The organism is Stenotrophomonas sp. YJH_SMC_48-3 (assembly GCF_059369375.1).
On the sequence record NZ_JCAFSQ010000003.1, the window covers coordinates 104057 to 124909 of the forward strand.

At 66.8% G+C, this 20853-nt stretch carries 15 protein-coding genes, 1 pseudogene and 1 riboswitch; of the genes and pseudogenes, 9 read left to right on the forward strand and 7 right to left on the reverse strand.

Annotated features, from left to right (window positions below):
- Positions 1 to 8: 8 nt before the first annotated feature.
- Positions 9 to 101, forward strand: a pseudogene (locus AC5P65_RS05555) (alpha/beta fold hydrolase); the annotation flags it as partial.
- An 8-nt stretch (positions 102 to 109) separates the two neighbouring features.
- On the opposite strand, the gene AC5P65_RS05560 reads toward AC5P65_RS05555, so the two are convergent.
- Positions 110 to 583 (reverse strand): hypothetical protein, encoded by a 474-nt coding sequence (locus tag AC5P65_RS05560; RefSeq protein WP_180832165.1) that lies wholly within the window; start codon positions 581 to 583, stop codon positions 110 to 112.
- Between the two features lie 22 nt (positions 584 to 605).
- Complete coding sequence (locus AC5P65_RS05565; protein WP_180832166.1) at positions 606 to 2696, reverse strand: catalase; 2091 nt, start codon at positions 2694 to 2696, stop codon at positions 606 to 608.
- A 114-nt stretch (positions 2697 to 2810) separates the two neighbouring features.
- On the opposite strand from AC5P65_RS05565, the gene AC5P65_RS05570 reads away from it, so the two are divergent.
- The 3 genes from AC5P65_RS05570 (at position 2811) to AC5P65_RS05580 (ending at position 5536) form a co-directional block, all read left to right on the forward strand.
- Entirely contained in the window at positions 2811 to 3533 is a 723-nt protein-coding gene (locus AC5P65_RS05570) for a helix-turn-helix transcriptional regulator (RefSeq protein WP_021204412.1), read from the forward strand.
- 82 nt (positions 3534 to 3615) lie between these two features.
- A complete protein-coding gene (locus AC5P65_RS05575; protein ID WP_021204411.1) occupies positions 3616 to 4983 on the forward strand; it encodes an amino acid permease in 1368 nt (455 codons plus the stop codon).
- A 142-nt stretch (positions 4984 to 5125) separates the two neighbouring features.
- Entirely contained in the window at positions 5126 to 5536 is a 411-nt protein-coding gene (locus tag AC5P65_RS05580) for a VOC family protein (protein ID WP_005410627.1), read from the forward strand.
- 91 nt (positions 5537 to 5627) lie between these two features.
- On the opposite strand, the gene gcvP is transcribed toward AC5P65_RS05580, so the two are convergent.
- Positions 5628 to 8495, reverse strand: coding sequence for an aminomethyl-transferring glycine dehydrogenase (gene gcvP, locus AC5P65_RS05585; protein ID WP_021204410.1), 2868 nt, complete (start codon positions 8493 to 8495; stop codon positions 5628 to 5630).
- Between the two features lie 62 nt (positions 8496 to 8557).
- Positions 8558 to 8660: riboswitch (glycine riboswitch) on the reverse strand.
- A 299-nt stretch (positions 8661 to 8959) separates the two neighbouring features.
- On the opposite strand from gcvP, the gene AC5P65_RS05590 reads away from it, so the two are divergent.
- The 3 genes from AC5P65_RS05590 to AC5P65_RS05600 all read left to right on the forward strand — a co-directional run bounded on the left by AC5P65_RS05590 (position 8960) and on the right by AC5P65_RS05600 (position 11699).
- A complete protein-coding gene (locus AC5P65_RS05590) occupies positions 8960 to 10186 on the forward strand; it encodes a multidrug effflux MFS transporter (RefSeq protein WP_134732050.1) in 1227 nt (408 codons plus the stop codon).
- 141 nt (positions 10187 to 10327) lie between these two features.
- The gene (locus AC5P65_RS05595) at positions 10328 to 11224 is read left to right on the forward strand and encodes a siderophore-interacting protein (RefSeq protein ID WP_180832167.1); all 897 of its coding nucleotides are present in this window, start codon (positions 10328 to 10330) and stop codon (positions 11222 to 11224) included.
- A gap of 82 nt (positions 11225 to 11306) precedes the next feature.
- Complete coding sequence (locus tag AC5P65_RS05600) at positions 11307 to 11699, forward strand: hypothetical protein (RefSeq protein WP_008265644.1); 393 nt, start codon at positions 11307 to 11309, stop codon at positions 11697 to 11699.
- A 197-nt stretch (positions 11700 to 11896) separates the two neighbouring features.
- Here the strand turns inward: AC5P65_RS05600 and AC5P65_RS05605 are convergent, their stop codons facing one another.
- The 4 genes from AC5P65_RS05605 to AC5P65_RS05620 form a co-directional block, all read right to left on the reverse strand.
- Complete coding sequence (locus AC5P65_RS05605) at positions 11897 to 13861, reverse strand: M2 family metallopeptidase (RefSeq protein ID WP_180832168.1); 1965 nt, start codon at positions 13859 to 13861, stop codon at positions 11897 to 11899.
- A gap of 580 nt (positions 13862 to 14441) precedes the next feature.
- Complete coding sequence (locus AC5P65_RS05610) at positions 14442 to 16091, reverse strand: phosphoethanolamine transferase (RefSeq protein WP_021203175.1); 1650 nt, start codon at positions 16089 to 16091, stop codon at positions 14442 to 14444.
- Positions 16088 to 16855, reverse strand: a complete 768-nt coding sequence (locus tag AC5P65_RS05615; protein ID WP_021203176.1) for a phosphatase PAP2 family protein — start codon at positions 16853 to 16855, stop codon at positions 16088 to 16090. Before AC5P65_RS05615 ends, AC5P65_RS05610 begins: the two co-directional genes overlap by 4 nt.
- A gap of 111 nt (positions 16856 to 16966) precedes the next feature.
- Complete coding sequence (locus AC5P65_RS05620) at positions 16967 to 18697, reverse strand: ArnT family glycosyltransferase (RefSeq protein ID WP_194445345.1); 1731 nt, start codon at positions 18695 to 18697, stop codon at positions 16967 to 16969.
- Between the two features lie 104 nt (positions 18698 to 18801).
- On the opposite strand from AC5P65_RS05620, the gene AC5P65_RS05625 reads away from it, so the two are divergent.
- Together AC5P65_RS05625 and AC5P65_RS05630 are read left to right on the forward strand one after the other, a co-directional pair.
- Positions 18802 to 19515 (forward strand): response regulator transcription factor, encoded by a 714-nt coding sequence (locus AC5P65_RS05625; protein ID WP_019662181.1) that lies wholly within the window; start codon positions 18802 to 18804, stop codon positions 19513 to 19515.
- Positions 19502 to 20788 carry a sensor histidine kinase gene (locus AC5P65_RS05630; RefSeq protein ID WP_021203178.1) on the forward strand — a complete coding sequence of 429 codons (1287 nt, stop codon included), beginning with the start codon at positions 19502 to 19504 and terminating at the stop codon, positions 20786 to 20788. Before AC5P65_RS05625 ends, AC5P65_RS05630 begins: the two co-directional genes overlap by 14 nt.
- Positions 20789 to 20853: the final 65 nt, after the last annotated feature.

A 20853-nucleotide genomic window follows, 5' to 3' on the forward strand; every position in this document is an offset into this window, starting at 1 on the left:
GCGGCCGTATTTCGCTGGAAGGGCCCCATCTACTGCTGCAGGCCCGTGCTGATGCTGACGCAGCCGAAGTTGCGGCATGGATGAGGACGCTCCCCTTCTGACCGAAGCATCAGCCGCGCGCACGCGTACGCGCAGCTTTCTTCGCCGCCACTTTGCGCACGGACTTCTTCGCGGCCCGCGTCTTGGCTGCCTTCTTCGCGGCGGCGCTCCGCGAGGCGGCCGTACTCCCCTTCTTTGCCGCAGCCTTCTTCGCTGTCTTCTTTGCGGCCTTCTTTGTCGCGGTCGTGCGAGCCGGTGCCTTCTTTGCCACCGCCTTCTTTGCCACCGCTTTCTTCGCCGGCGCCTTCTTCGCTGCCGTCTTCCTGGTTGTCGACGTCTTGGCGGTCTTCTTGCGGGTCGCCTTCTTTGTAGTTTTGCGTGCACCGCCGCTACGCTTGCCGCCGCCGTCCTGCTTGTTCACGGTGGCCCAGGCAATGCGCTCGGCGGTGCCTTCACTCGCGCCGCGATCACGTTCGCTTTCCTCGATGTGCTCGGCCTGGCGCTTCTGCTTTTCGGTATATGCGGATTTGTCACCACGGGGCATGACGATTCTCCTGTCGTTGTGGTCAGGCCAGCAGGCGCAGCTTGGGCTCACGCGCCCACTGGCGGGTGGCGGCCGCCGCCAGGAATGCCTTGGCGTCTTCCGCTTCGACGATGCCGGCATCGTTGCCGACCCGCGCCGCCTTCAGCAGCGCTTGGCCTCCCGCGTCGCTGGCGATGGCCTTCAGGTGTGCCCACGCCTGGCTGACGAACTCCAGCGCGGCGCTCTCTTTCGACAACGCCTTTGATGCCTCTACGCTCAGCACCACGGCCACCGCATCGAACACAGCCGATGGCGTGCCTGCCAGTTGCCCATCCGCCGCCTGCATCGCGCCATCGCTCAGCGTGGCGCCACCGACTTTGGGCGCGACCAGCTTCACGTCTGCACCTGCTTTCCTGGCTGCCTTGCTCAGGCTGGCAATGATGCGGGCGTCGGAGCCTTCGTCGAACAGAATGCCGATACAGCGACCCTGCAGGGTAGGCTTGTTGCGTCCGATCACACGCACCTCGGGAGCGGGAGGCATGTCCCGCGCCGGGGTGGCGGTGGGTGCCGGGTCGGGCAGGGCGGGCAAGGCCAGACCATCGGCCACGCGCCGCGCCAGTGAGTCATCGATGTTGCGCAGGTGGCTGACGGTACGTACCCGCACCTTCAGCGTTTCCACCTTGGACAACTCGAACACCAGCGCCGATGCCAGGTGCGCCTGCTCCGGCGTTTCAAGGCTGCGGAAGAACATGCGGGCCTGGCTGTAGTGGTCGGCGAAACTCTCCGCGCGGGTACGGCCCTTGCGGCCATCGTCGGCGCTGGCGTGGCTGCGGAAACCCGCAGGCGTCTCACGCGGTGAGTCCTCCTGCAGCGAGCTGGGATCATAGGCGACGCGGCCCTTGGGCACCTGCATCTGCATGTGGCCGTCGCGCTGATGATTGGCGAATGGGCACTTCGGGGCATTCACCGGGATCTGGTGGAAATTCGGGCCGCCAAGGCGCAGCAGTTGGGTGTCCAGGTAGGAGAACAGGCGGCCCTGCAGCAGTGGGTCGTTGCTGAAGTCGATGCCCGGCGGCACGTTGGCCGGGCAGAACGCCACCTGTTCGGTCTCGGCGAAGAAGTTGTCGGGCCAACGGTCCAGCACCATGCGCCCGATCACCTGCAACGGCACCAGCGATTCGGGAATGATCTTGGTCGGGTCCAGGTGATCGAACGGGAATGCGTCGGCTTCTTCTTCGGTGAACAACTGCACCGCCAGCTCCCATTCGGGAAAGTCGCCGCGCTGGATGGCCTCGAACAGGTCGCGGCGATGGAAGTCATTGTCGGCTGACTGCAGCTTCAGCGCTTCGTCCCAGACCGTTGACTGGATGCCCAGCTTTGGCCGCCAATGGAATTTGACGAAGGTCGACTCGCCTGCCTCGTTCAGCAGGCGGAAACTGTGCACGCCGAAGCCTTCGATCATGCGCAGCGAGCGCGGAATGGCACGGTCGCTCATTGCCCACATGATCATGTGCATCGACTCGGGCATCAGCGAAATGAAGTCCCAGAAGGTGTCGTGGGCCGAGGCGGCCTGCGGGAAGGCACGGTCCGGTTCCATCTTCACTGCGTGCACCAGGTCCGGGAATTTCATGGCGTCCTGGATGAAGAACACCGGAATGTTGTTGCCGACCAGGTCCCAGTTGCCCTCCCTGGTATAGAACTTGACCGCGAAGCCGCGCACGTCGCGCGGGGTATCCACCGAGCCTGCGCCACCGGCCACGGTCGAGAAACGGGTGAATACGGGTGTCTTCACCCCTACCTCGGTCAGGATGCGCGCGCGGGTATGGGCGGCCAGTGACCGGGTCAACTCGAAGTAGCCATGTGCTGCGCTGCCACGTGCATGCACGATGCGCTCGGGAATGCGTTCGTGATCGAAGTGGGTGATCTTCTCGCGGAGGATGAAGTCTTCCAGCAGCGTGGGCCCCCGAGGCCCCTGTCGCAGGGAGTTCTGGTTGTCTGCCACCGGGATGCCCTGATCGGTGGTCATCACCGGATGGCTGCCCCCGGCCTGCTGGTGGAGCTCATCGCCATTGCCCCGTGGGTGGCTTTCGGGCGGGGTGGTTGCGCGCTTGCCGGTCTGCTTGCTGGCGGCCATGGAGGGTGGCTCCGGATCGTCAAAGGGAACCACGACACTGGAACCGAGCCCGTTAAACCCCGGTCCGGCAAAGGTGAACGTACGGGCAAAAGCGGGCTCGGGTATGCTTGCCGCATGCGAGTCGAGCCCGCCGACATCGAAGCCTTGTTCGACGCCATCCCGGACGTGCTGTTCTTCATCAAGGACCGCCAGGGGCGGTACACCCACGTCAACCAGACCATGCTGCGACGGCTGGGCCTGCGCGCGCGCAAGGACGTGATCGGGCGGACCGCGGCCGAGATCTACCCGACCGGCCTCAGCGCGGACTATGTCGACCAGGATGCCCGCGTGCTGTCCGGCGAGGTGATCGAGAACCTGATGGAGCTGCACCTGTTCGCCAACCGCGAACCGGGCTGGTGCCTGACCTGCAAGCGCCCGCTGCTGGTCGATGGCGCCATCGAGGGCCTGATCGGCATTTCCCGCGACCTGGGCCAGAAGGACAGCCTCGGCACCCAGTACGAGCAGCTGCGGCTGGCGCTGGCCCACCTCAACGCGCACTACGCCGAGAACGTGCGCATGCAGACCCTGCTGGACATCACCGGCTTCTCGCTGTCCAAGCTGGAGCGCAGCTTCCGCAAGGTGTTCCAGATGACCCCGCAGCAGGTGCTGACCCGGCTGCGGATCCAGATGGCCATGCACCTGCTGCACGGTGACGAGAGCATCGCCAGCATCGGCCAGGCCTGCGGTTTCAGCGACCAGAGCGCCTTTACCCGCAAGTTCAAGGCTGAAACCGGTTTCTCGCCGCGTGCCTACCGCGCCCGTATTGGTGGCAGTGTCGGAGAGCCGGCACTGGCCTGAGCCGCCTGCTGCGCTGTGCCTATCCCCGCAGGCATGGGACAGGGTAAGGTGTCGCCCCTGTAGCCCGCCGCCAGCCCTGCCGATGCCCAACTCGATTCCGACCGCTTCGCCGTCCCGCCTCGGACATTCGCTCAAGCCCCGCCAGCTGATCATGATGGGCCTGGGCAGCGCCATCGGCGCCGGCCTGTTCCTCGGCTCGGGCGTAGGTGTGCAGGCGGCCGGTCCGGCGGTCCTGGTGTCGTATCTGGTCGCCGGCGCGCTGGTGATCATCGTGATGAACGCTCTGGGCGAAATGGCGGCGGCCAAACCGACCAGCGGCGCGTTCTCGGTCTATGCCGCCGATGCCATGGGCGCCACCGCCGGTGCCACCGTCGGCTGGTTGTGGTGGGTGCAGCTGGTGATCGTGATCGCCGCCGAGGCGGTGGGAGCGGCCGGTCTGCTGGCCACGGTCTGGCCAGCAGTACCTGTACCGATGGCGGCGCTGGCCTTCATGCTGTTCTTCACCGCGATCAACCTGCTCGGGGTGAGGAACTTCGGCGAGTTCGAATTCTGGTTCGCCATCCTGAAAGTGGCGGCGATCCTGGCGTTCATTGCCATCGGTGTGGCGCTGCTGATGGGTTGGCTCCCGCAGGTGACCTCGCCTGGGCTGAGCAACTTCACCGAGCATGGTGGTTTTGCGCCGAAGGGCCTGGCCGGGATCGGCGCGGCGTTGCTGGTGGTGGTGTTTGCCTTCGGTGGCACCGAGATCGTGGCCGTTGCGGCGGCGGAGACCGAAGACCCGGAGCGCAGCATCGCCCGTGCCATCCGCACCGTGGCGTGGCGCATCCTGGTGTTCTACATCGGCTCGCTGAGCGTGATCATCGCCGTGGTGCCGTGGACCAGCGAGGCGCTGAAGTCGCCCTTCGCCGCGGTGCTGGACATTGCCCGTATTCCGGGTGCAGGCACCGCCATCACCCTGATCGCTGTGATCGCGCTGCTGTCGGCGCTCAATGCCAACCTCTACGGCGCCTCGCGCATGATGTATTCGCTGGCGCAGCGCCGCGAAGCCCCGGCCGTGCTGGGCTGGACCGATCCGCGCCAGGTGCCGGTGATTGCCGTGCTGGCCAGCGTGCTGTTCGGTTTCGCCGCCACGGTGATGGAACTGCTGTTCCCGGACCGGGTGCTGCCGGTGCTGCTGAACATCGTCGGTTCGACCTGCCTGCTGGTGTGGACGCTGTCGCTGGTCTCACAACTGGTGTTGCGCCGCCGCGCGGATCGCCTGGGTACCCGGCTGCCGTTCCGCATGGCGGGCTTCCCGTGGCTGACCTGCTGCGCGCTGGCGATCCTGGCGCTGATCTTCGGCCTGCTGCTGAGCGAGTCGCACACCCGCCTGCAGTTCCTGTCGATGGTGGCGCTGACCGCCACGATCGCCGCCGGCAGCGCCATCGCGCGGCGCATGCGCGAGGCGTGATTCTGTAGAGCCGACCCTACGGTCGAGGCTGCTGTTTGCGCGATCGCCAGCCGAGCATGGGCTCGGCTCTACAACAGGCACACACTCCGCGTGGCACTGTGCGCAGGTGGGCCGCCTGCGGCCCGTCGACCGGGAGTACCGCATGCTGCGCAGTCGCCCCTTCCTGATGTTCACCGGCCAGGCCGAGGCCGCCCTGGCCCTGTACGCCGAGGCCTTCGCCGATTTCCGCCTGCTGGCAATGCAGCGCCATCCGGACGGCGCCGGTGCCGGCGTGCCCGGGCAGGTCCGACAGGCCATCTTCCTGCTCGGTGGCACCCACTACCTGTGCTTTGACAGCCTGGACGTGCACGATTTCACCTTCAGCCCGTCGATCTCGCTGTTCGTCGAGTGCTCCGGCGCCGAGCAGTTCGAGCGCGCCGCGCGCGTGCTGGGCGAGGGCGGCCACTGGCTGATGCCGGTGGGCGACTATGACTTCAGCAACCGCTACGGCTGGGTGCAGGACCGGTTCGGTGTGTCCTGGCAGTTGAGCCTGGGGCAGATGCCGGACCCGTGATCAGATGTTTGTGCGTGTGGGCCCTGGTCCACACACCCTCATGAAAACGGCCCGCTTGCGCGGGCCGTTCACTTACCGATGCCGCGAGGAATCAAGCCTCGACTTCATCATCCTTGTAGGCGTCGACCGGGATGCAGGCGCACATCACGTTCTTGTCGCCGTACACGTTGTCGACGCGTGCCACCGGCGGCCAGTACTTGCTCTGCTTCAGGCTGGCCAGCGGGAAGGCAGCCAGTTCGCGCGGGTAGGCGTGGGTCCACTCGCTGGCGGTCACTGCGGTGGCAGTGTGCGGCGCGTTCTTCAGCGGGTTGTCCTCGCGGTCCAGGCGGCCGTCTTCGATCGCGCTGATTTCCTCGCGGATCTGGATCATCGCGTTGATGAAGCGGTCCAGCTCGTGCAGCGACTCACTCTCGGTCGGCTCGACCATCAGCGTGCCGGCCACCGGGAAGCTCAGGGTCGGGGCGTGGAAGCCGAAGTCGATCAGGCGCTTGGCCACATCCTCGGCACCGATGCCGCTGGTCTTCTCCAGCGGGCGCACGTCGAGGATGCACTCGTGCGCCACCAGGCCGTTGCGGCCGGTGTACAGCGTCTTGAAGTGCGGCGCCAGGCGCTTGGCGATGTAGTTGGCGTTGAGCTGCGCGACCTGGGTGGCCTTGCGCAGGCCTTCGCGGCCCATCATCGCGATGTACATCCAGCTGATCGGCAGGATCGAGGCGCTGCCGAAGCTGGCGGCGCTGACCATGCCGACCGGGCCGTTGTCACCCAGCTTGCCCGGCAGGAACGGGGCCAGGTGTTCCTTGACCGCGCACGGGCCAACGCCCGGGCCGCCACCGCCGTGCGGAATGCAGAAGGTCTTGTGCAGGTTCAGGTGCGAAACGTCCGAACCCCACTTGCCGGGCTTGGCCACGCCGACCAGGGCGTTCATGTTGGCGCCGTCGGTGTACACCTGGCCGCCGTGCTTGTGGATGATCTCGCAGATCTCGACCACCTCTTCCTCGAACACGCCGTGCGTGGACGGGTAGGTCATCATGATCGCGGCCAGGCGGTCGCTGTACTTCTCGGCGTTGAGGCGGATGTCTTCCACATCGACATTGCCGTTGGCATCGGTCTTGGTGACCACCACCTTCATGCCGCACATCTGCGCCGAGGCCGGGTTGGTGCCGTGCGCCGAATCCGGGATCAGGCAGATGTCGCGATGGCCCTCGCCGCGCGAGCGGTGGTAGGCACGGATCGCCAGCAGGCCGGCGTACTCACCCTGCGCGCCGGAGTTCGGCTGCAGGCTGACCGCGTCGTAGCCGGTGCATTCGACCAGCATCGCTTCCAGCGTGTCGATCAGTTCCTTGTAGCCCAGCGCCTGGTCGGCCGGCACCAGCGGATGGATCTGCGAGAACTCCGGCCAGGTCACCGGGATCATCTCGGCGGTGGCGTTGAGCTTCATGGTGCACGAACCCAGCGGGATCATCGTGCGGTCCATCGCCAGGTCCTTGTCGGCCAGCGAACGCAGGTAGCGCAGCAGTTCGTGCTCGCTGTGGTGGGTGTTGAACACCGGATGGGTCAGGAACGCAGACTGGCGCAGCAGGCCGGCCGGCAGCGCGTCGGCGGTGCTTGCGTCCAGCGCATCGATGTCGGCCTGCGCGCCGAACACGGCGGCCAGCGCGACCACGTCGGCGCGGGTGGCGGTCTCGTCCAGGCTGATGCCGACCGAGTCGCTGTCGATCGCGCGCAGGTTGTAACCTGCGGCGCGTGCCTTGGCGTGGATCTCATCGGCGTGCACGCCGGTGACGTGCAGGGTGTCGAAGAAGTCGCCACCGACCTGTACGCCGGCGTTGCGCAGTGCCGCTGCCAGGATGGCGGCCAGGCGGTGGGTGCGGCGGGCGATGCGGGTCAGGCCTTCCGGGCCATGGTAGACCGCATACATCGAGGCCATCACTGCCAGCAGCACCTGTGCGGTACAGATGTTGGAGGTGGCCTTCTCGCGGCGGATGTGCTGCTCGCGGGTCTGCAGGGTCAGTCGGTATGCCGGATTGCCCTGGGCATCGACCGAAACGCCGATCAGGCGGCCCGGCATCGAGCGCTTGTAGGCGTCACGGCAGGCCATGAAGGCGGCGTGCGGGCCACCGAAGCCGAACGGCACGCCGAAACGCTGGCTGTTGCCGACCACGATGTCCGCGCCCCATTCGCCCGGGGCAGCCAGCAGGGTCAGGGCCAGCAGGTCGGTGGCCACGGCCACCAGGCCGCCGCGTGCGTGCACGGCATCGACCAGCGCTTTGTAGTCGCCGACCTGGCCGAAGGTGTCCGGGTACTGCAGCAGCAGGCCGAAGGCTTCTGCTTCCAGTGCCTCGGCCGGGGTGCCGACGCGCAGCACGATGCCCATGGGCTCGGCGCGGGTGCGCAGCAGTTCCAGGGTCTGCGGGTGCACGGCATCGTGCACGAAGAAGGTGTCCGACTTCGACTTGGCCGAACGCTTGGCCAGGGTCATCGCTTCGGCGGCGGCGGTGGCTTCGTCCAGCAGCGAGGCGTTGGCGATCTCCATGCCGGTCAGGTCGGCGCACAGGGTCTGGAAGTTGATCAGCGCTTCCATGCGGCCCTGCGAGATTTCCGCCTGGTACGGGGTGTAGGCGGTGTACCACGCCGGGTTTTCCAGGATGTTGCGCAGGATCACGTTCGGCGTGTGGGTACCGTAGTAACCCTGGCCGATGAAGCTGCGCAGCACGGTGTTCTTGTCGGCGATCGCACGGATCTTCGCCAGTGCCTGCACTTCGGTCATCGACTCCGGCAGCGCCAGCGGCGCCGGCGACTTGATCTTGGCCGGCACGATGGCATCGGTCATCGCATCCAGCGACGCGTGGCCGACGACGTCGAGCATCTGCGCGATCTCGGCATCGTTGGGGCCGATGTGGCGCTCGACGAACGCATTGTGGTGCTCGAGCTCACGCAGGGAAGGGGTGTTCTGGGACATGGCGAAGGATCCGTCAGGAAAGGGCACACGCACGGGCACAAGCCGCCGGTCGGCGGTCTGCGGGGCGCCCCTCTGTCCTTTTGCCTGAGAGTTTGGAAGCGCGGAAAACCGCGGCTTCGTGCCCCTTCGGCGCCGGATCGAACCGGTCTCTCCAGAGTTCTGTTACGGGTGGTATCGGGCCTGAGCGATTACGGGCGTTGCGCCTTCGGCAGCGGTGTTCCGCTTCTCCCACCGTGTTGCCCGCCGATTATAGCCCGTTGCGGGCCCGCTGGCCGCGCCCCGGCGCGGGCCCGCGGCTGAATGGCCGATGGCCCGGCCGTGCGTTTTGTGCACCGCTGCATGGCATCGGGCGCAATCCCCACCTATGATGGGCGGATACCCGAATTCATCTGGCGCCGTCCCCGTTGCAGCGGGACCGGCGCCCGCCGTGCGTGCCGCGCATGGCCCTGCCGGACGCTTCCTTCATGACCGCCGCCGTTGCTCCCTCCACCCGCCGCATGGCCCTGCTGCTTGCCGGCCTGGCCATGTTCGGCCCGTTCTCGATCGATACCATCTTCCCCGCGTTCCCGCAGCTGGCGCAGCGCCTGTCGGTGGACGAGGTGGCGGTGCAGCAGACCATCAGCGTGTACCTGCTGTTCTATGGCCTGATGAGCCTGGCGCATGGCCCGCTGTCCGATGCGTGGGGGCGCAAGCGGGTGATCCTCGGTGGCCTGGTGGTGTTCGTCGGCGCCTCGGTCGGCTGTGCGCTGTCCACCGATCTGGCCACGCTGCTGGCGTTCCGCGCGCTGCAGGGCCTGTCGGCGGGTGTCGGCATGATCGTCGGCCGCGCGGTGATCCGCGATCTCTACCATGGCCACGACGCGCAGCGCCTGATGAGCCAGGTGTCGATGCTGTTCGGCATCGCCCCGGCCATCGCGCCGATCATCGGTGGCTGGATCCTGCTCAGTGGCGCCGGCTGGCCGCTGATTTTCTGGTTCCTGGTGGTGTTCGCGCTGGTCCTGCTGGCAGCCACTGCACGCTACCTGCCGGAGACCCATCCGGTCGAAGCGCGCGTGCCGTTGTCGCCGCACGCGTTGATGCGCGATTACGTGCGCATCGGTTTCAACCCGCGCTTCCTGCGCCTGGCGCTGGCCGGCAGCATCGGCTTCGGTGGCATCTTCCTGTACATCTCGTCGGCGCCGGTGTTCGTGATGCAGCACCTGCACCTGGGCGAGGGCGGTTTCGCCTGGTTGTTCATCCCCACCATCGGCGGCATGACCACCGGCTCGTTCCTGTCCGGGCGCATGGCCGGGCACACCACGCCCACCCGCCAGGTCGCCATCGGTTTCAGCCTGTGCGCGCTGTCGGCGCTGCTGAATGTCGGCTACGTGGCGCTGTCGCCGCAGTTCGTGTTGCCGTGGGCAGTGCTGCCGATCTTCCTGGGCGGCATGGGCATGGCGCTGATCTTCCCGATCCTGGCGCTGGCGGTGCTGGACATGTATCCGCACCAGCGCGGCCTGGCCTCGTCGCTGCAGGCCTTCGTGCAGCTGATGATCAGCACCGTGGTGGCCGGCGTGGTGTCGCCGTTGCTCAGTGCCAGCCCGCTGCACCTGGCGCTGGGCCAGGCCGCGTTCTTTGGCGCCGGCTTCGTGTTCTGGTACTGGGAGCACCGGCTTGAGCGCGCGGCGCAGGCAGCCTGCACGGGCGATTGAGCAGCGCGCAGGGGTAGGGCACGCCGCGATGCCCGTAACGCTTGCGGCGAGGAACGACCGGACTAGGCTGGGGACTCCAGCCAGCCGGTGCGTGGATGCACGACAGCCAGCCGATCCGATGTCGTTGCATGAGGTTCCCCCATGGCTGCGCAGCAGACCTACCGCCTGTTCGAGGTGGCGCTGAAGGAGCGCCGCGTTCTTTCTCCTTCCCTGGACCGCATGGTATTCACCGGTGCCGACGTGGCGCGGATGAAGACCGAAGGCCCGGACCAGCGCATCAAGGTGTTCTTCCCCTTGCCCGGCCAGGACGTGCCGCCGGTGCCCAGCGGCGAGGACTGGTATCCCCGCTACCGGGCACTGCCGGACGACCAGCGCCCGCCCATGCGCACCTACACGATCCGGCAGTTGCGTGCCGAGCAGGGCGAGGTCGACGTTGATTTCGTGCTGCATGGCGAAACCGGGCCGGCCTCGCGCTGGGCCGTCCACGCTCGCCCGGGCGACCGCGTAGTGCTGCTGGCCCCCGATGCCGACTGTGCCGACAGCAGCGAAGGCCGGGAATGGAAACCGCCGATGGGAGTCGGCCAGGTGCTGCTGGTGGCGGATGAAACCGCGCTGCCGGCGGTGGCCGGCATCCTCGAGGAACTGGCGGCCATGGTCGATCCGCCGCGCACGCTGGCGCTGCTGGAGGTGGCGCAGGCCGGTGATGCCGTGCACCTGAAGGCGCCCTCCAGCGCCGAGCTGGTCTGGCTGCCGCGCGGGCGGGCCGCCTACGGACAGCCGTTGCTGCAGGCGGTCCAGGCGCGGCTGGCAGCGGCCCCGGGCGCGGCTGCCGGCGATGCGCTGGAGGAGATCGACGTCGATACGCAGATCCTCTGGGAGCAGGCCGATACCCGCGTGGCCGGGCCGCTGTATGCCTGGGTGGCAGGCGAGGCGGCGGCGGTAATGGCGATCCGTCGCCACCTGGTCCGCGACTGCGGGCTGGACCGCCGCGCGATCACCTTCATGGGCTACTGGCGGCACGGCAAGGTGCTGGACTGACCGTGCTGGATCGAGCACGCGTGAAGCAGCGCTGCGGGCGGGGTGCGTTATCCTTGCGCCCCCTTCGCAGCGGTACCGCACCATGTCCACCAGCTCCAAGACCCGCCGCGACCAGCGCCGTCGCCAGGAAAAGCAGGCCGCCAACAAGGCAGCCGCGCAGGCGTCGCCGGTGGAGCCGCATGCCGAACTGCGCGACGCGCAGCGCACCCTGCTGGCCGGTGTCGTTCGCCGCGATGGCGAATGGGTGCTGGGCATGGATGGCCGCATCGCCGGCCACAGCGAGAGCGCTGCGCAGGTGCTGGCGCTGATCATGCAGGCCGGTGAGCTGCACGAACGCAATGGCACGCCGGTGCGCCTGATGTACTCCGATGCACTTCGTGATGCCGCACAGGCCGAAGCAAAGGAGAAGGGCCAGACCTTCGAGGAGTTCAAGGCCGAGCTGGCCGCGGCGATGGCAGCGAAGAAGAACAGCTGATCCGCCGTGGGTAGCGCCGGGCCATGCCCGGCGAGCGCAGCGGTGCGATGAAGAGCCGCCGGGCATGAATCACTCTCACTGCTTGGCGAAAGGCTCCGCGCGCATGGCGATGCGTTCGCTGCAATGGCGCCCACCGGTCACGTGGGCGCGGCCCGGCGCTACATCAGGGGCGGATCCTCGCGGACCCGCCCCTTTTCTCATTTCGCCGCCGGGGCCGCGTTGGCCTGCCAGCCGCACATCTGGCCTTCGTTCTGCTGCTTCAGCCACTCGTTGACCGGTGTGAAGTACTCGATCATCGGGCCGGCATCGAGCTTGTCGGTGCCGGTCAGCTCCTTCAGCGTGGCCTGCCACGGCTGGCTGGCACCTTTGCTCAGCATCGCCCAGTACTTCTGACCGGCTTCCTTGTTGCCGTAGAAGGTGCACTCATGCAGCGGGCCCTTGTACCCCGAGGCGTCGCACAGGCCCTTGTAGAACTGGAACTGCAGGATGCGCGCCAGGAAGTAACGGGTGTACGGGGTGTTGCCCGGCACGTGATACTTCGCGCCCGGATCGAAGAATTCTTCGCCACGGCTGCTGGCCGGGGCCACGCCCTGGTACTTGGCCTTCAGGTCCCACCATGCCTTGTTGTAGTTGTCGGCGGTGATCGAGCCATCGAACACGCCCCAGCGCCAGCGGTCGATCATCAGCCCGAATGGCAGGAACGACACGCCCGACAGCGCCATGCGCATCTGGTTGTTGATGACCGCCTCGCGGCTTTCGGTCGGCGCGTCGACCAGGCCGATCGAGCTGAGGTACTTGGGCGTCATCGCCAGCACGATGGTGTCGCCGATCGCTTCATGGAAGCCGTCGTTGGCACCGCCCTGGAACAGCGGCGGCAGCGGGTTGTAGGCCAGGTCGTAATAGATGTGGCCCAGCTCGTGGTAGATGGTGGTGAAATTCTCTTCGTTCGGCTTGATGCACATCTTTGTGCGCACGTCGCCTTCCATGTTCATGTCCCAGGCGCTGGCGTGGCAGACCACGTCGCGGTCGTCAGGCTTGATGAACTGGGTTTTTTCCCAATACGACTGCGGCAGTGACGGCATGCCCAGCGACACGTAGAAGTCCTGCGCGCGCTCGGTCATCTCCTTGGCGGTGCGCAGTTCGGCTTCGCGCTGCGCCTTGTACTGGGCCGCCACACTGGCGTCCTTGCCGGCCTTGGCCAGCGCCGCGCTCAGGTTGGTCTGGTACTGCTTTTCCAGTGCAGCGGTGATGTCCAGGCTGCCGGCACCCGGGTATGGTTCCAGCTGGTCCCACAGGTTGGACCAGTCCTGCTGCCACATGTTGCCCAGCAGGTGCGCGGCGATCAGGCCATTGCCCACTTCGGCCTTGTCCTTGCCGTAGGTCTTGTCCAGCTTGGCGCGCGCATAGCAGTGCAGCTGTTCGTACATCGGCTTGACCTGTTCCCACAGGCGATCGGTTTCCGGGCCGATCTGCTCCGGCGGCATGTCATAGCCGCTGCGCCACATCTGGCCGGCATCGGTGAAGCCCATGCCCTTGGCGCCTTCGTTCACCAGGCCGACGAACTTCTGATAGTCGCCGCGCATGTTCTTGGTGGTGCTGTGCCAGCCCTGCCAGGCGTCGAGCTGCTTGTCGTAGTCGCGGCTGCGTGCCAGCACCTGCTCCAGCTCGCCCAGCTGCCGGCAGGAGTTCGGGTCGTTGGCATCGGTGCAGTACTTGCCGGCGCCATAGCTGCCTTCCATGCGGGTGGCGATCTGGGTCAGCTCGGCCAGTTTGGCCGGGTCGCGCGGCGCCGGCATCGAGGACATCAGCTTCAGCAGGTGGATCGCGCGCTTGCTGTCCTCGCTCATCGGCTTGCCGTCGAACTTGGCTGCCTGTTCGATCCAGCTGTTGAGCTGGGTCAACGAGCGTTCGTTGGCTTTGGCTGCGATGCGTTCGGAATCACTGTTGATGTAGGTGGAGGACAGCCATTGCGCCGAGGTCATCTCCGGGTAGGCGGCCTTGAACTCGGCATTGATGCGGGCCACGAACTGGTCGGCGGTTTCGCCGGCCGGGGCGCTGCTGCTGGCGGTATCGGTGCCTGGGGCAGCTTCCTTCTTGCAGGCGGCCAGGGCCAGCGTGGCGGCGGCGATTGCCGAGGCCAGCAGGAGATGACGGTGTTTCACGGGCGGTCCTTGGGTGGTGAACGACGGCCGAAGGCTAGTGGGCCGTCGCTGCCACCGCAAGTGGCGGAAGTCGGCCGGGCCGCGCCCGGCACCCGCAGAGGCTTTCAAGCAAGGGCAAAGGCCGAAGCAACAGCAACAGCGGACTATCCGTGGTTTGGCGGGGCGCGTCCGGTTGCGGGGGGCGCCGTAAATCCGTCCATGAAGGCTCGGTCGCGCCATCCATGGCGCTCACGCCCCCGCAACCGGACCCACCCCGCCTTCGACAGATTTCCGCGACCTGTCATTGATCCACGCCATGCGTGGATGCTTTTCGAATTCAATTCGACTATTCGATTCCGATGGAAATTCATCCACGCATGGCGTGGATCTACCAGATCGGGACAATCTGTCAGAGGTGGAGCGGTGTCGGAGTGCGGGGTGTCAGCCGCATGGATGCGGCTGCCAAGCCTACATGGACGTACTTGCGGCGTCCCCGCATTCCGACACCGCCCCGCCAAGCCACGAATCGCCTGCTTCTGCTGTTGCCGTTGCTTGTGCAGTGGCCTCGGCGGGGGCAGGGCGCAGCCCTGCCGACAAACCCTCAACTCTCGCAGTTGGCGAAAACGTCGCGGTCGCGCTCGTATAGCGAGGTCTTCACCTGCATCAGGCCCAGCACCGACGGGAACAGGTTGTCATGGTCGGTATATGCCGTCGAGCGCTTGCGCACGCATTGCAGGTCCAACCCGCGGCTGCTCGCGAAGCCCGGCGAGAACCACATCGTCATCGGTACCCGGGTCTGCTCGGCCGGGGCGATGGCGTAGGGCACGCCGTGAAGGAACAGGCCTTTTTCGCCCAGCGACTCGCCATGGTCGGACAGGTAGATCATCGCCGTGTCGTAGTCCTGCATGCCCTGCAGCGTGCCGATGGTCTTGCTCAGGAAGTGATCGGTGTACAGCACGGCATTGTCGTAGCTGTTGGTGATCTCTTCGCGCGAGCAGCGGCCGATGTCACGGGTGTCGCAGGTTGGCTTGAAGCGGGCAAAGGCGGCCGGATAACGCTCGAAGTACGCAGGGCCATGGTTGCCCAGCTGGTGCAGCACCACCACCCGGTCGCCGGGCCTGGCCCGCACCTGGGTGGCCAGGTCCTGCAGCAGGATCTCATCCATGCAGCGGCCATCGGCGCACAGGCCCGGCGTGGTGGCATCGGACAGCGACTGGAAGTCCAGGCCTTCGCACACGCCCTTGCAGCCGGACTGGTTGTCACGCCACAACGGCACGATGCCGGCGCGGTCCAGGACGTGCAGCAGCGACTGGTGCGCACGGATCTTCTTTTCGTCGTAGTCGTGACGACCCCATGGCGAGAACAGGCACGGCAGCGAAACCTCGGTGCTGGTGCCGCACGAGTGCATGTCCGGGAAATTGATCACGCTGGCCTGCGCCAGTTCCGGGGTGGTGTTGCGGCCACCGTTGAGCCCCCAGTTCTGCGCACGCACGGTCTCGCCCATGACGATCACCAGCAGGCGCGGCTTGCTGGCCGGCGCGCGCGGGGTGGCCTTGGCATCGGTTCCGATCGGCAACTTCGGTGCGCGCTGCACCGGGTTGTCGCCACGCAGTGCACGCGGCATGCCCAGCAGCACATTGGCGGGCGTAGCGAGGTAACGCACTTCGCGCTGGTTGCGCATCAGTGCCGAGACATCCTGGAACGAGATCAACGCGCCGCCGACGGCGGTCACTGCGGCTACTGCAAGGAAGCCCAGCCGCCACAGCAGGCTGCGGCCCCAGCTGCGGCGGCGCAGCTGCACGCGCCACAGCACCAGCATCGGCAGCACCGCCAGCAGCAGTACCGGCCATATCAGCGACACGGTCATCAGCTCGCGGCTTTCCTTGGGGTCGGTCGCCAGCACGTTGCGCAGCATGTCCGCATCCAGGTAGATGTGGTAGCGGCCCATGTAGTGCGCGGCGAACGCGGTCACCAGCAGCAGCAGGCTGATCACCACCTTGGCATTCCAGCGCCAGACCAGGATGCCGAGCAGCACGCCGTGCGCACCCAGCAGCAACAGCAGCAGCGACAGCGCGTAGCGCAGGCTGCCCGGATGGCTGGCCATCGCGCTGTGCCAGAACAGGCCGTTGCCGGCCACCGCGAAGAACAGGCTGGTCAGCGCGATCAGCGCTTCGGTGGACAGCTGTGGCCGCCAGTGGCGAAGACCCGCCAACGCAGAAGGGCCGGCGGGGCGTTGGACCGATGCACTCATGCGTTTGCTTCCTGGCGGTTGGGACGGTCCAGCGGATGGCGGATCAGGATGCCTTTGACGATCAGGTACAGGCCGAGTGACAGCAGCCAACATATCAACGCGGTGGCAACATCATGCGAAAGGAAATGCGCGCCGCGCAGCTGCTGGCTGATGCCGAACACCAGGCCGGTGCCGAGGCCGATCCACAACCCAGCCCAGCGCCACGACGGGCGCCACAGCAGGGCGAAATAGTACAGGCACAGCCACGCATAGCCCGCGCTGGCGTGGCCGGCAGGGAAGCACGCCTGGGCGGGCATTCCGGCCGGGCGCTGCGTGAAAAGGCCGATATAGGGCTGATGGCCACCGTAGCGCAGCAGGTCCCAGGGACATTCCATCGGCACCAGGGCCTTCAGCAGGGAGATCACGCCCGTCCCCAGCGCCATGGCAATTACGACATAAAGCAGCGCCCATCGCAGGGTGCGATCGCCTCCCTTGCGCCAGTGGTGCACGCACAACAGGATCGCGACCAGCGCCGCCGACGTGCTCAGCCATTTGCCGGCCTTGTGCACCACTGTGCGGGTGACCCAGGCGTCCTGCAACGCCCAGTGGCCACCTTCAAGACGGAACAGGTGATCGGCGACCCATTGATCGCCGCCGAAACCCATCAGCAGCGTAAACAGGGGCAGACCGATTGCGACAGGCAGCCAGAAGTGAGTTACGGCGAATCTTGACGCCAGTGGCGATGTCGCAGGCGGCGCAACCGCATCAATGGGACGAACGGGCATGCTGGGAAGGGGCGGTTCGGGAATCCGCGCTCATGCTCGTCACCTTGATGTCGGAGAAGGGTCGGACGCCCGTTCGCGCCGGGTTAATGACTCCCCGGCGCACGTCAACGTTCAGTCTTCGTCTGCGGTCGATCCTGTCCGTTCGGCGTGGCATTCCGGGTTCCACGCGGAGCCGGGAAGCAGTTGCCAACGATTCCTGTTGGCCATGCCGATGTCGATCACTTTGGCCGGGTCCACGCAGGGACTCATTGCATCGTCCAGCACCAGCAGCCAGCGCTTGTCCGGCGCTTCGGCGAGCCAGGGGCCGGCATCGTGCCATTGCTCGGCCCAAGGCCGCTTGAAGCCGAACTCGCGCACCGCGCGGTCGGCCTGCAGCAGGTTCTGCTCGCGCCAGGCGACCAGCGCCAGTTCGGCGTCCGGCCCGATCCGTGCGCCGACCCGGCGCATCAGCGCCGATGCCGAAGCGTAGGGATCCAGCGCCGGAATCAACACCAGGCCGTAGAGCATCCACAGCATGCCGTGGGTCAGCAGCACCAGCGTTGCGGCGCGGCGCACCCGCAGCCACACGATCAGCGTGGCCAGGGCGATGGCGAAGGTCAGCAGGCCATCGCCCAGCACCGGCAGCAGCGTATCGGGCATTGCCCGGCGCTCAAGCTGCGCAAGGGCCCAAGGGTGCTCGGTCAACAGCATGACGCCGAGCACGCCGGTGGCCAGCATCAGCACCACGCTGTAGCCGAACAGGTAGCGGCGCACGCACAGCCGGCGCAGCAGGCCCGGCAGCAGTGGCGCCGCCGCCAGTGCCATTGCCGGCAGCATCGGCAGCACATACACCTCACGCTTGCCCGGGCTGGCGCTGAAGAACACCAGCACCAGAATGGCCCAGCCGAGCAGCAGCCACTGCCGGCGGTCGCCTCGGCGGAGGCGGCGCCACCAGGGTCTGAACAGCATCGGCAGCAACAGGCTGCCGGGCAGCCACAGGGTCAGGATCACCTGCAGGTAGTACCAGACCGGTTGGCGGTGGTGCCAGGCGTTGGCATAGCGGGTACCGGTCTGCTTGAACAACAGCTCATGCGCGTAGGCCTGCAGTTCGGCGCTGGGCGTGTGCAGCAGGGCCCAGCCCAGCGGCGCAAGCCACACCGACACGCCCAGCAGGAAGGCCGGGATCAGCCACAGCAGCGTTGCCGGGTGCGGACCATCCCCCCTGAGGCCGCGGCAACGCTGGTACAGCCACCAGCCGAACCATGGCAGCACCATCAACAGCGGCAGGAAACCCACACCCTTGGTCACTGTCCCCAGGCCGGCCGCGAAACCCGCCAGCCACAGTGCGGGCAGGTTGCGGCGCTCGCAGAGATGGCGCATCAGGCCCCACAGGGCCACCGTGGTCATGCCCACCAGCACCATGTCGATCTGCGCGCGCTTGGCCATCAGCCCGAACTGCAGGGTGCAGAACAGCGCCGCCAAGGCATACAGGGAATGCCGCGGTGACCACAGCCGGCGTGCCAGATCCGACACCAGCCACAGGCTGAGCAGGGCGCCCAGCAGCGACGGCAGCAGGAACGACCACTGCCAGCTGCCGACGATCTCGTAGGCCGCCGCCTGCAGCCACATGAAGACCGGTGGCTTCTCCGCATACAGCTCCACGCCTCGGTGCGGCAGCAGCCATTGCCCGCTTTCGACCATGGTCCGGGCCGCCAGCACGAAGCGCGGCTCGTCCGGCGGCTGCGGCTGCCGAAGGCCGATCCCCGCTGCCAGCGCAGCAACGATCAACAGCCACAACAGGGGCAGGCGCCAACGGCGGGGCAGGGCTACGGGCACGGCAGGCTCCGGGAGCAAAACGGCCATTCTGAGGTGGCGGGGGTGGGAAAAGCGTCAGAGCGGGGCCGGGGCGACCGCATTCCGACATGCGCGGCGCTACCATGGTACGAACTTCCGTGGGTGTTTCGTGCATGCGTCTGTTGGTGATCGAGGACAACCGCCAGCTGGTAGCCAACCTGTTCGACTATTTCGAGTCGCGCGGGCATGTGCTTGACGTGGCCCCGGATGGCATCACCGGCCTGCACCTGGCCGGCAGCCACCCTTACGACGCCGTGATCCTGGACTGGATGCTGCCGCGCATGGAGGGCCCGGAGGTGCTGCGCCGGCTGCGCGCCGAGCAAGCATCGGAAGTGCCGGTGATCATGCTGACCGCGCGTGACGAGCTGCCGGACAAGATTGCCGGCTTCCGCGCCGGTGCCGACGACTACCTGACCAAGCCGTTCGCGCTGCCAGAACTGGAGGTGCGGCTGGAGGCGCTGTTGCTGCGTGCGCAGGGCCGCAACCCGCGCAAGCGCCTGCAGGTGGGCGACCTGGTACTGGATCTGGCAACGCTGGAGGCCCAGCGTGGGGGCCAGCTGCTGCACCTGTACCCGGCCTGCCGCAAATTGCTGGAAGTGCTGATGCGGGCCAGCCCGGGGGCGGTGACACGACAGCAGCTGGAGTTCGCCCTGTGGGGCGATGAGCCGCCGGATGGTGACCTGCTGCGCTCGCACGTCTACGAGTTGCGTCGCAGCGTCGACGGCCCGTTCGCCAAGAAACTGATCCACACGCTGCCGCGGGTGGGCTACCGGTTGGCGGTGAGTTCCACCAGCGATGCCGGCAAGGATGACGATGAAGGCGCGTAAGCCGGGCCCGTTGTACCGTCGGGTCGTGTGGTGGTTGCTGGGCTATCTGGCGCTGCTTTCACTGGCGGTGTTCAGCGTTGGCAACTATGTGCACGAGCATGCCGAGCACGCCGCCTGGCGCGCACTGCTCAACTCCGAACTGGACAGCATCGTCGAGCACGTCGAGCATGAGCCGCATTACCGCTGGCAGGATTCGGACACGCTCAGCCTGTATCGCTTCGATGCGGTCAACCTGCCCGACGCTCTGCGTACGTTGCATCCGGGGCTGCATGACGGCGTAATGATCAAGGGCCGTGAGACGGCGGTGATGGTGCGCGAAACCGAGTCGATGGGCCGGGTCGCGCTGGTTCTGGACATTTCCGATTTTCATGACCTGGAACAGTTCGCCACGCGCTGGGTGATGCTGGCCGGGGTGATCATGATCTTCGTCACCGTACTGATGGCGTCGTTCGGCATGGAACGCATGGTGCGCCCGCTGAGCCTGCTGGCACAGCACATCGCCGCGTTGCGGCCGGGCGTGCAGGGCCAGCGCATCGAGGTCGATCCACGCGGCAGTTCCGAACTGCATACCATCGCCGATGCACTGAACGATTACCTTGACCGCAATGAGCAGTTCGTCGAGCGTGAGCGGGTCTTCATCAGCACCGCCAGCCACGAACTGCGTACGCCGATCGCCGTGATGACCGGTGCCGCCGAACTGGCACTGGAGCAACCGGGCCTGCCCGAGCGCGCCCGCCAGCAGATGCAGCGGGTGTTGCGAACGGCGCAGAGCGTGGAGCAGTTGATCGAGCTGCTGCTGGTGCTGGCGCGCGATCCGGCGCGCCTGGCGGCGCGTGCCGAGCGCATCGCGCTGGACCAGCTGCTGCCGGAGATCGTCGACGACCATCGCCACCTCCTCGGCGACAAGGACCTGAGCATCGGTATCCAGGCCGCGCCGGTGGATATCGTCGCGCCGATGGCGGTGGTGCAGGCGGCGATCGGCAACCTGCTGCGCAATGCCATCGAGAACAGCGGTCGCGGCCATATCGAACTGCAGCTGAGTCCGTCGGCGGTGCTGACCCTGCAGGACCCCGGGCACGGCATGAGCCCGGAGGAGATCGCGGCGATCCATGCACGCATGGCCCGCGGCGGGCGTGCCGACCGTGGCAGCGGCATCGGCCTGGACCTGATCGCGCGGCTGTGTGAACACCTGGGCTGGACACTGCAGTTGCAGCCCTGCGAGCTGCGCGGGACACGCGTCACCCTGGACTTTGGCGCTTCGCGCCCCGCCTGATCAAGCGGCCGACCTGCTCCGCGCTGCGGCATGACCCGGCGTGAAGACAGTGTTAATCTGGAACT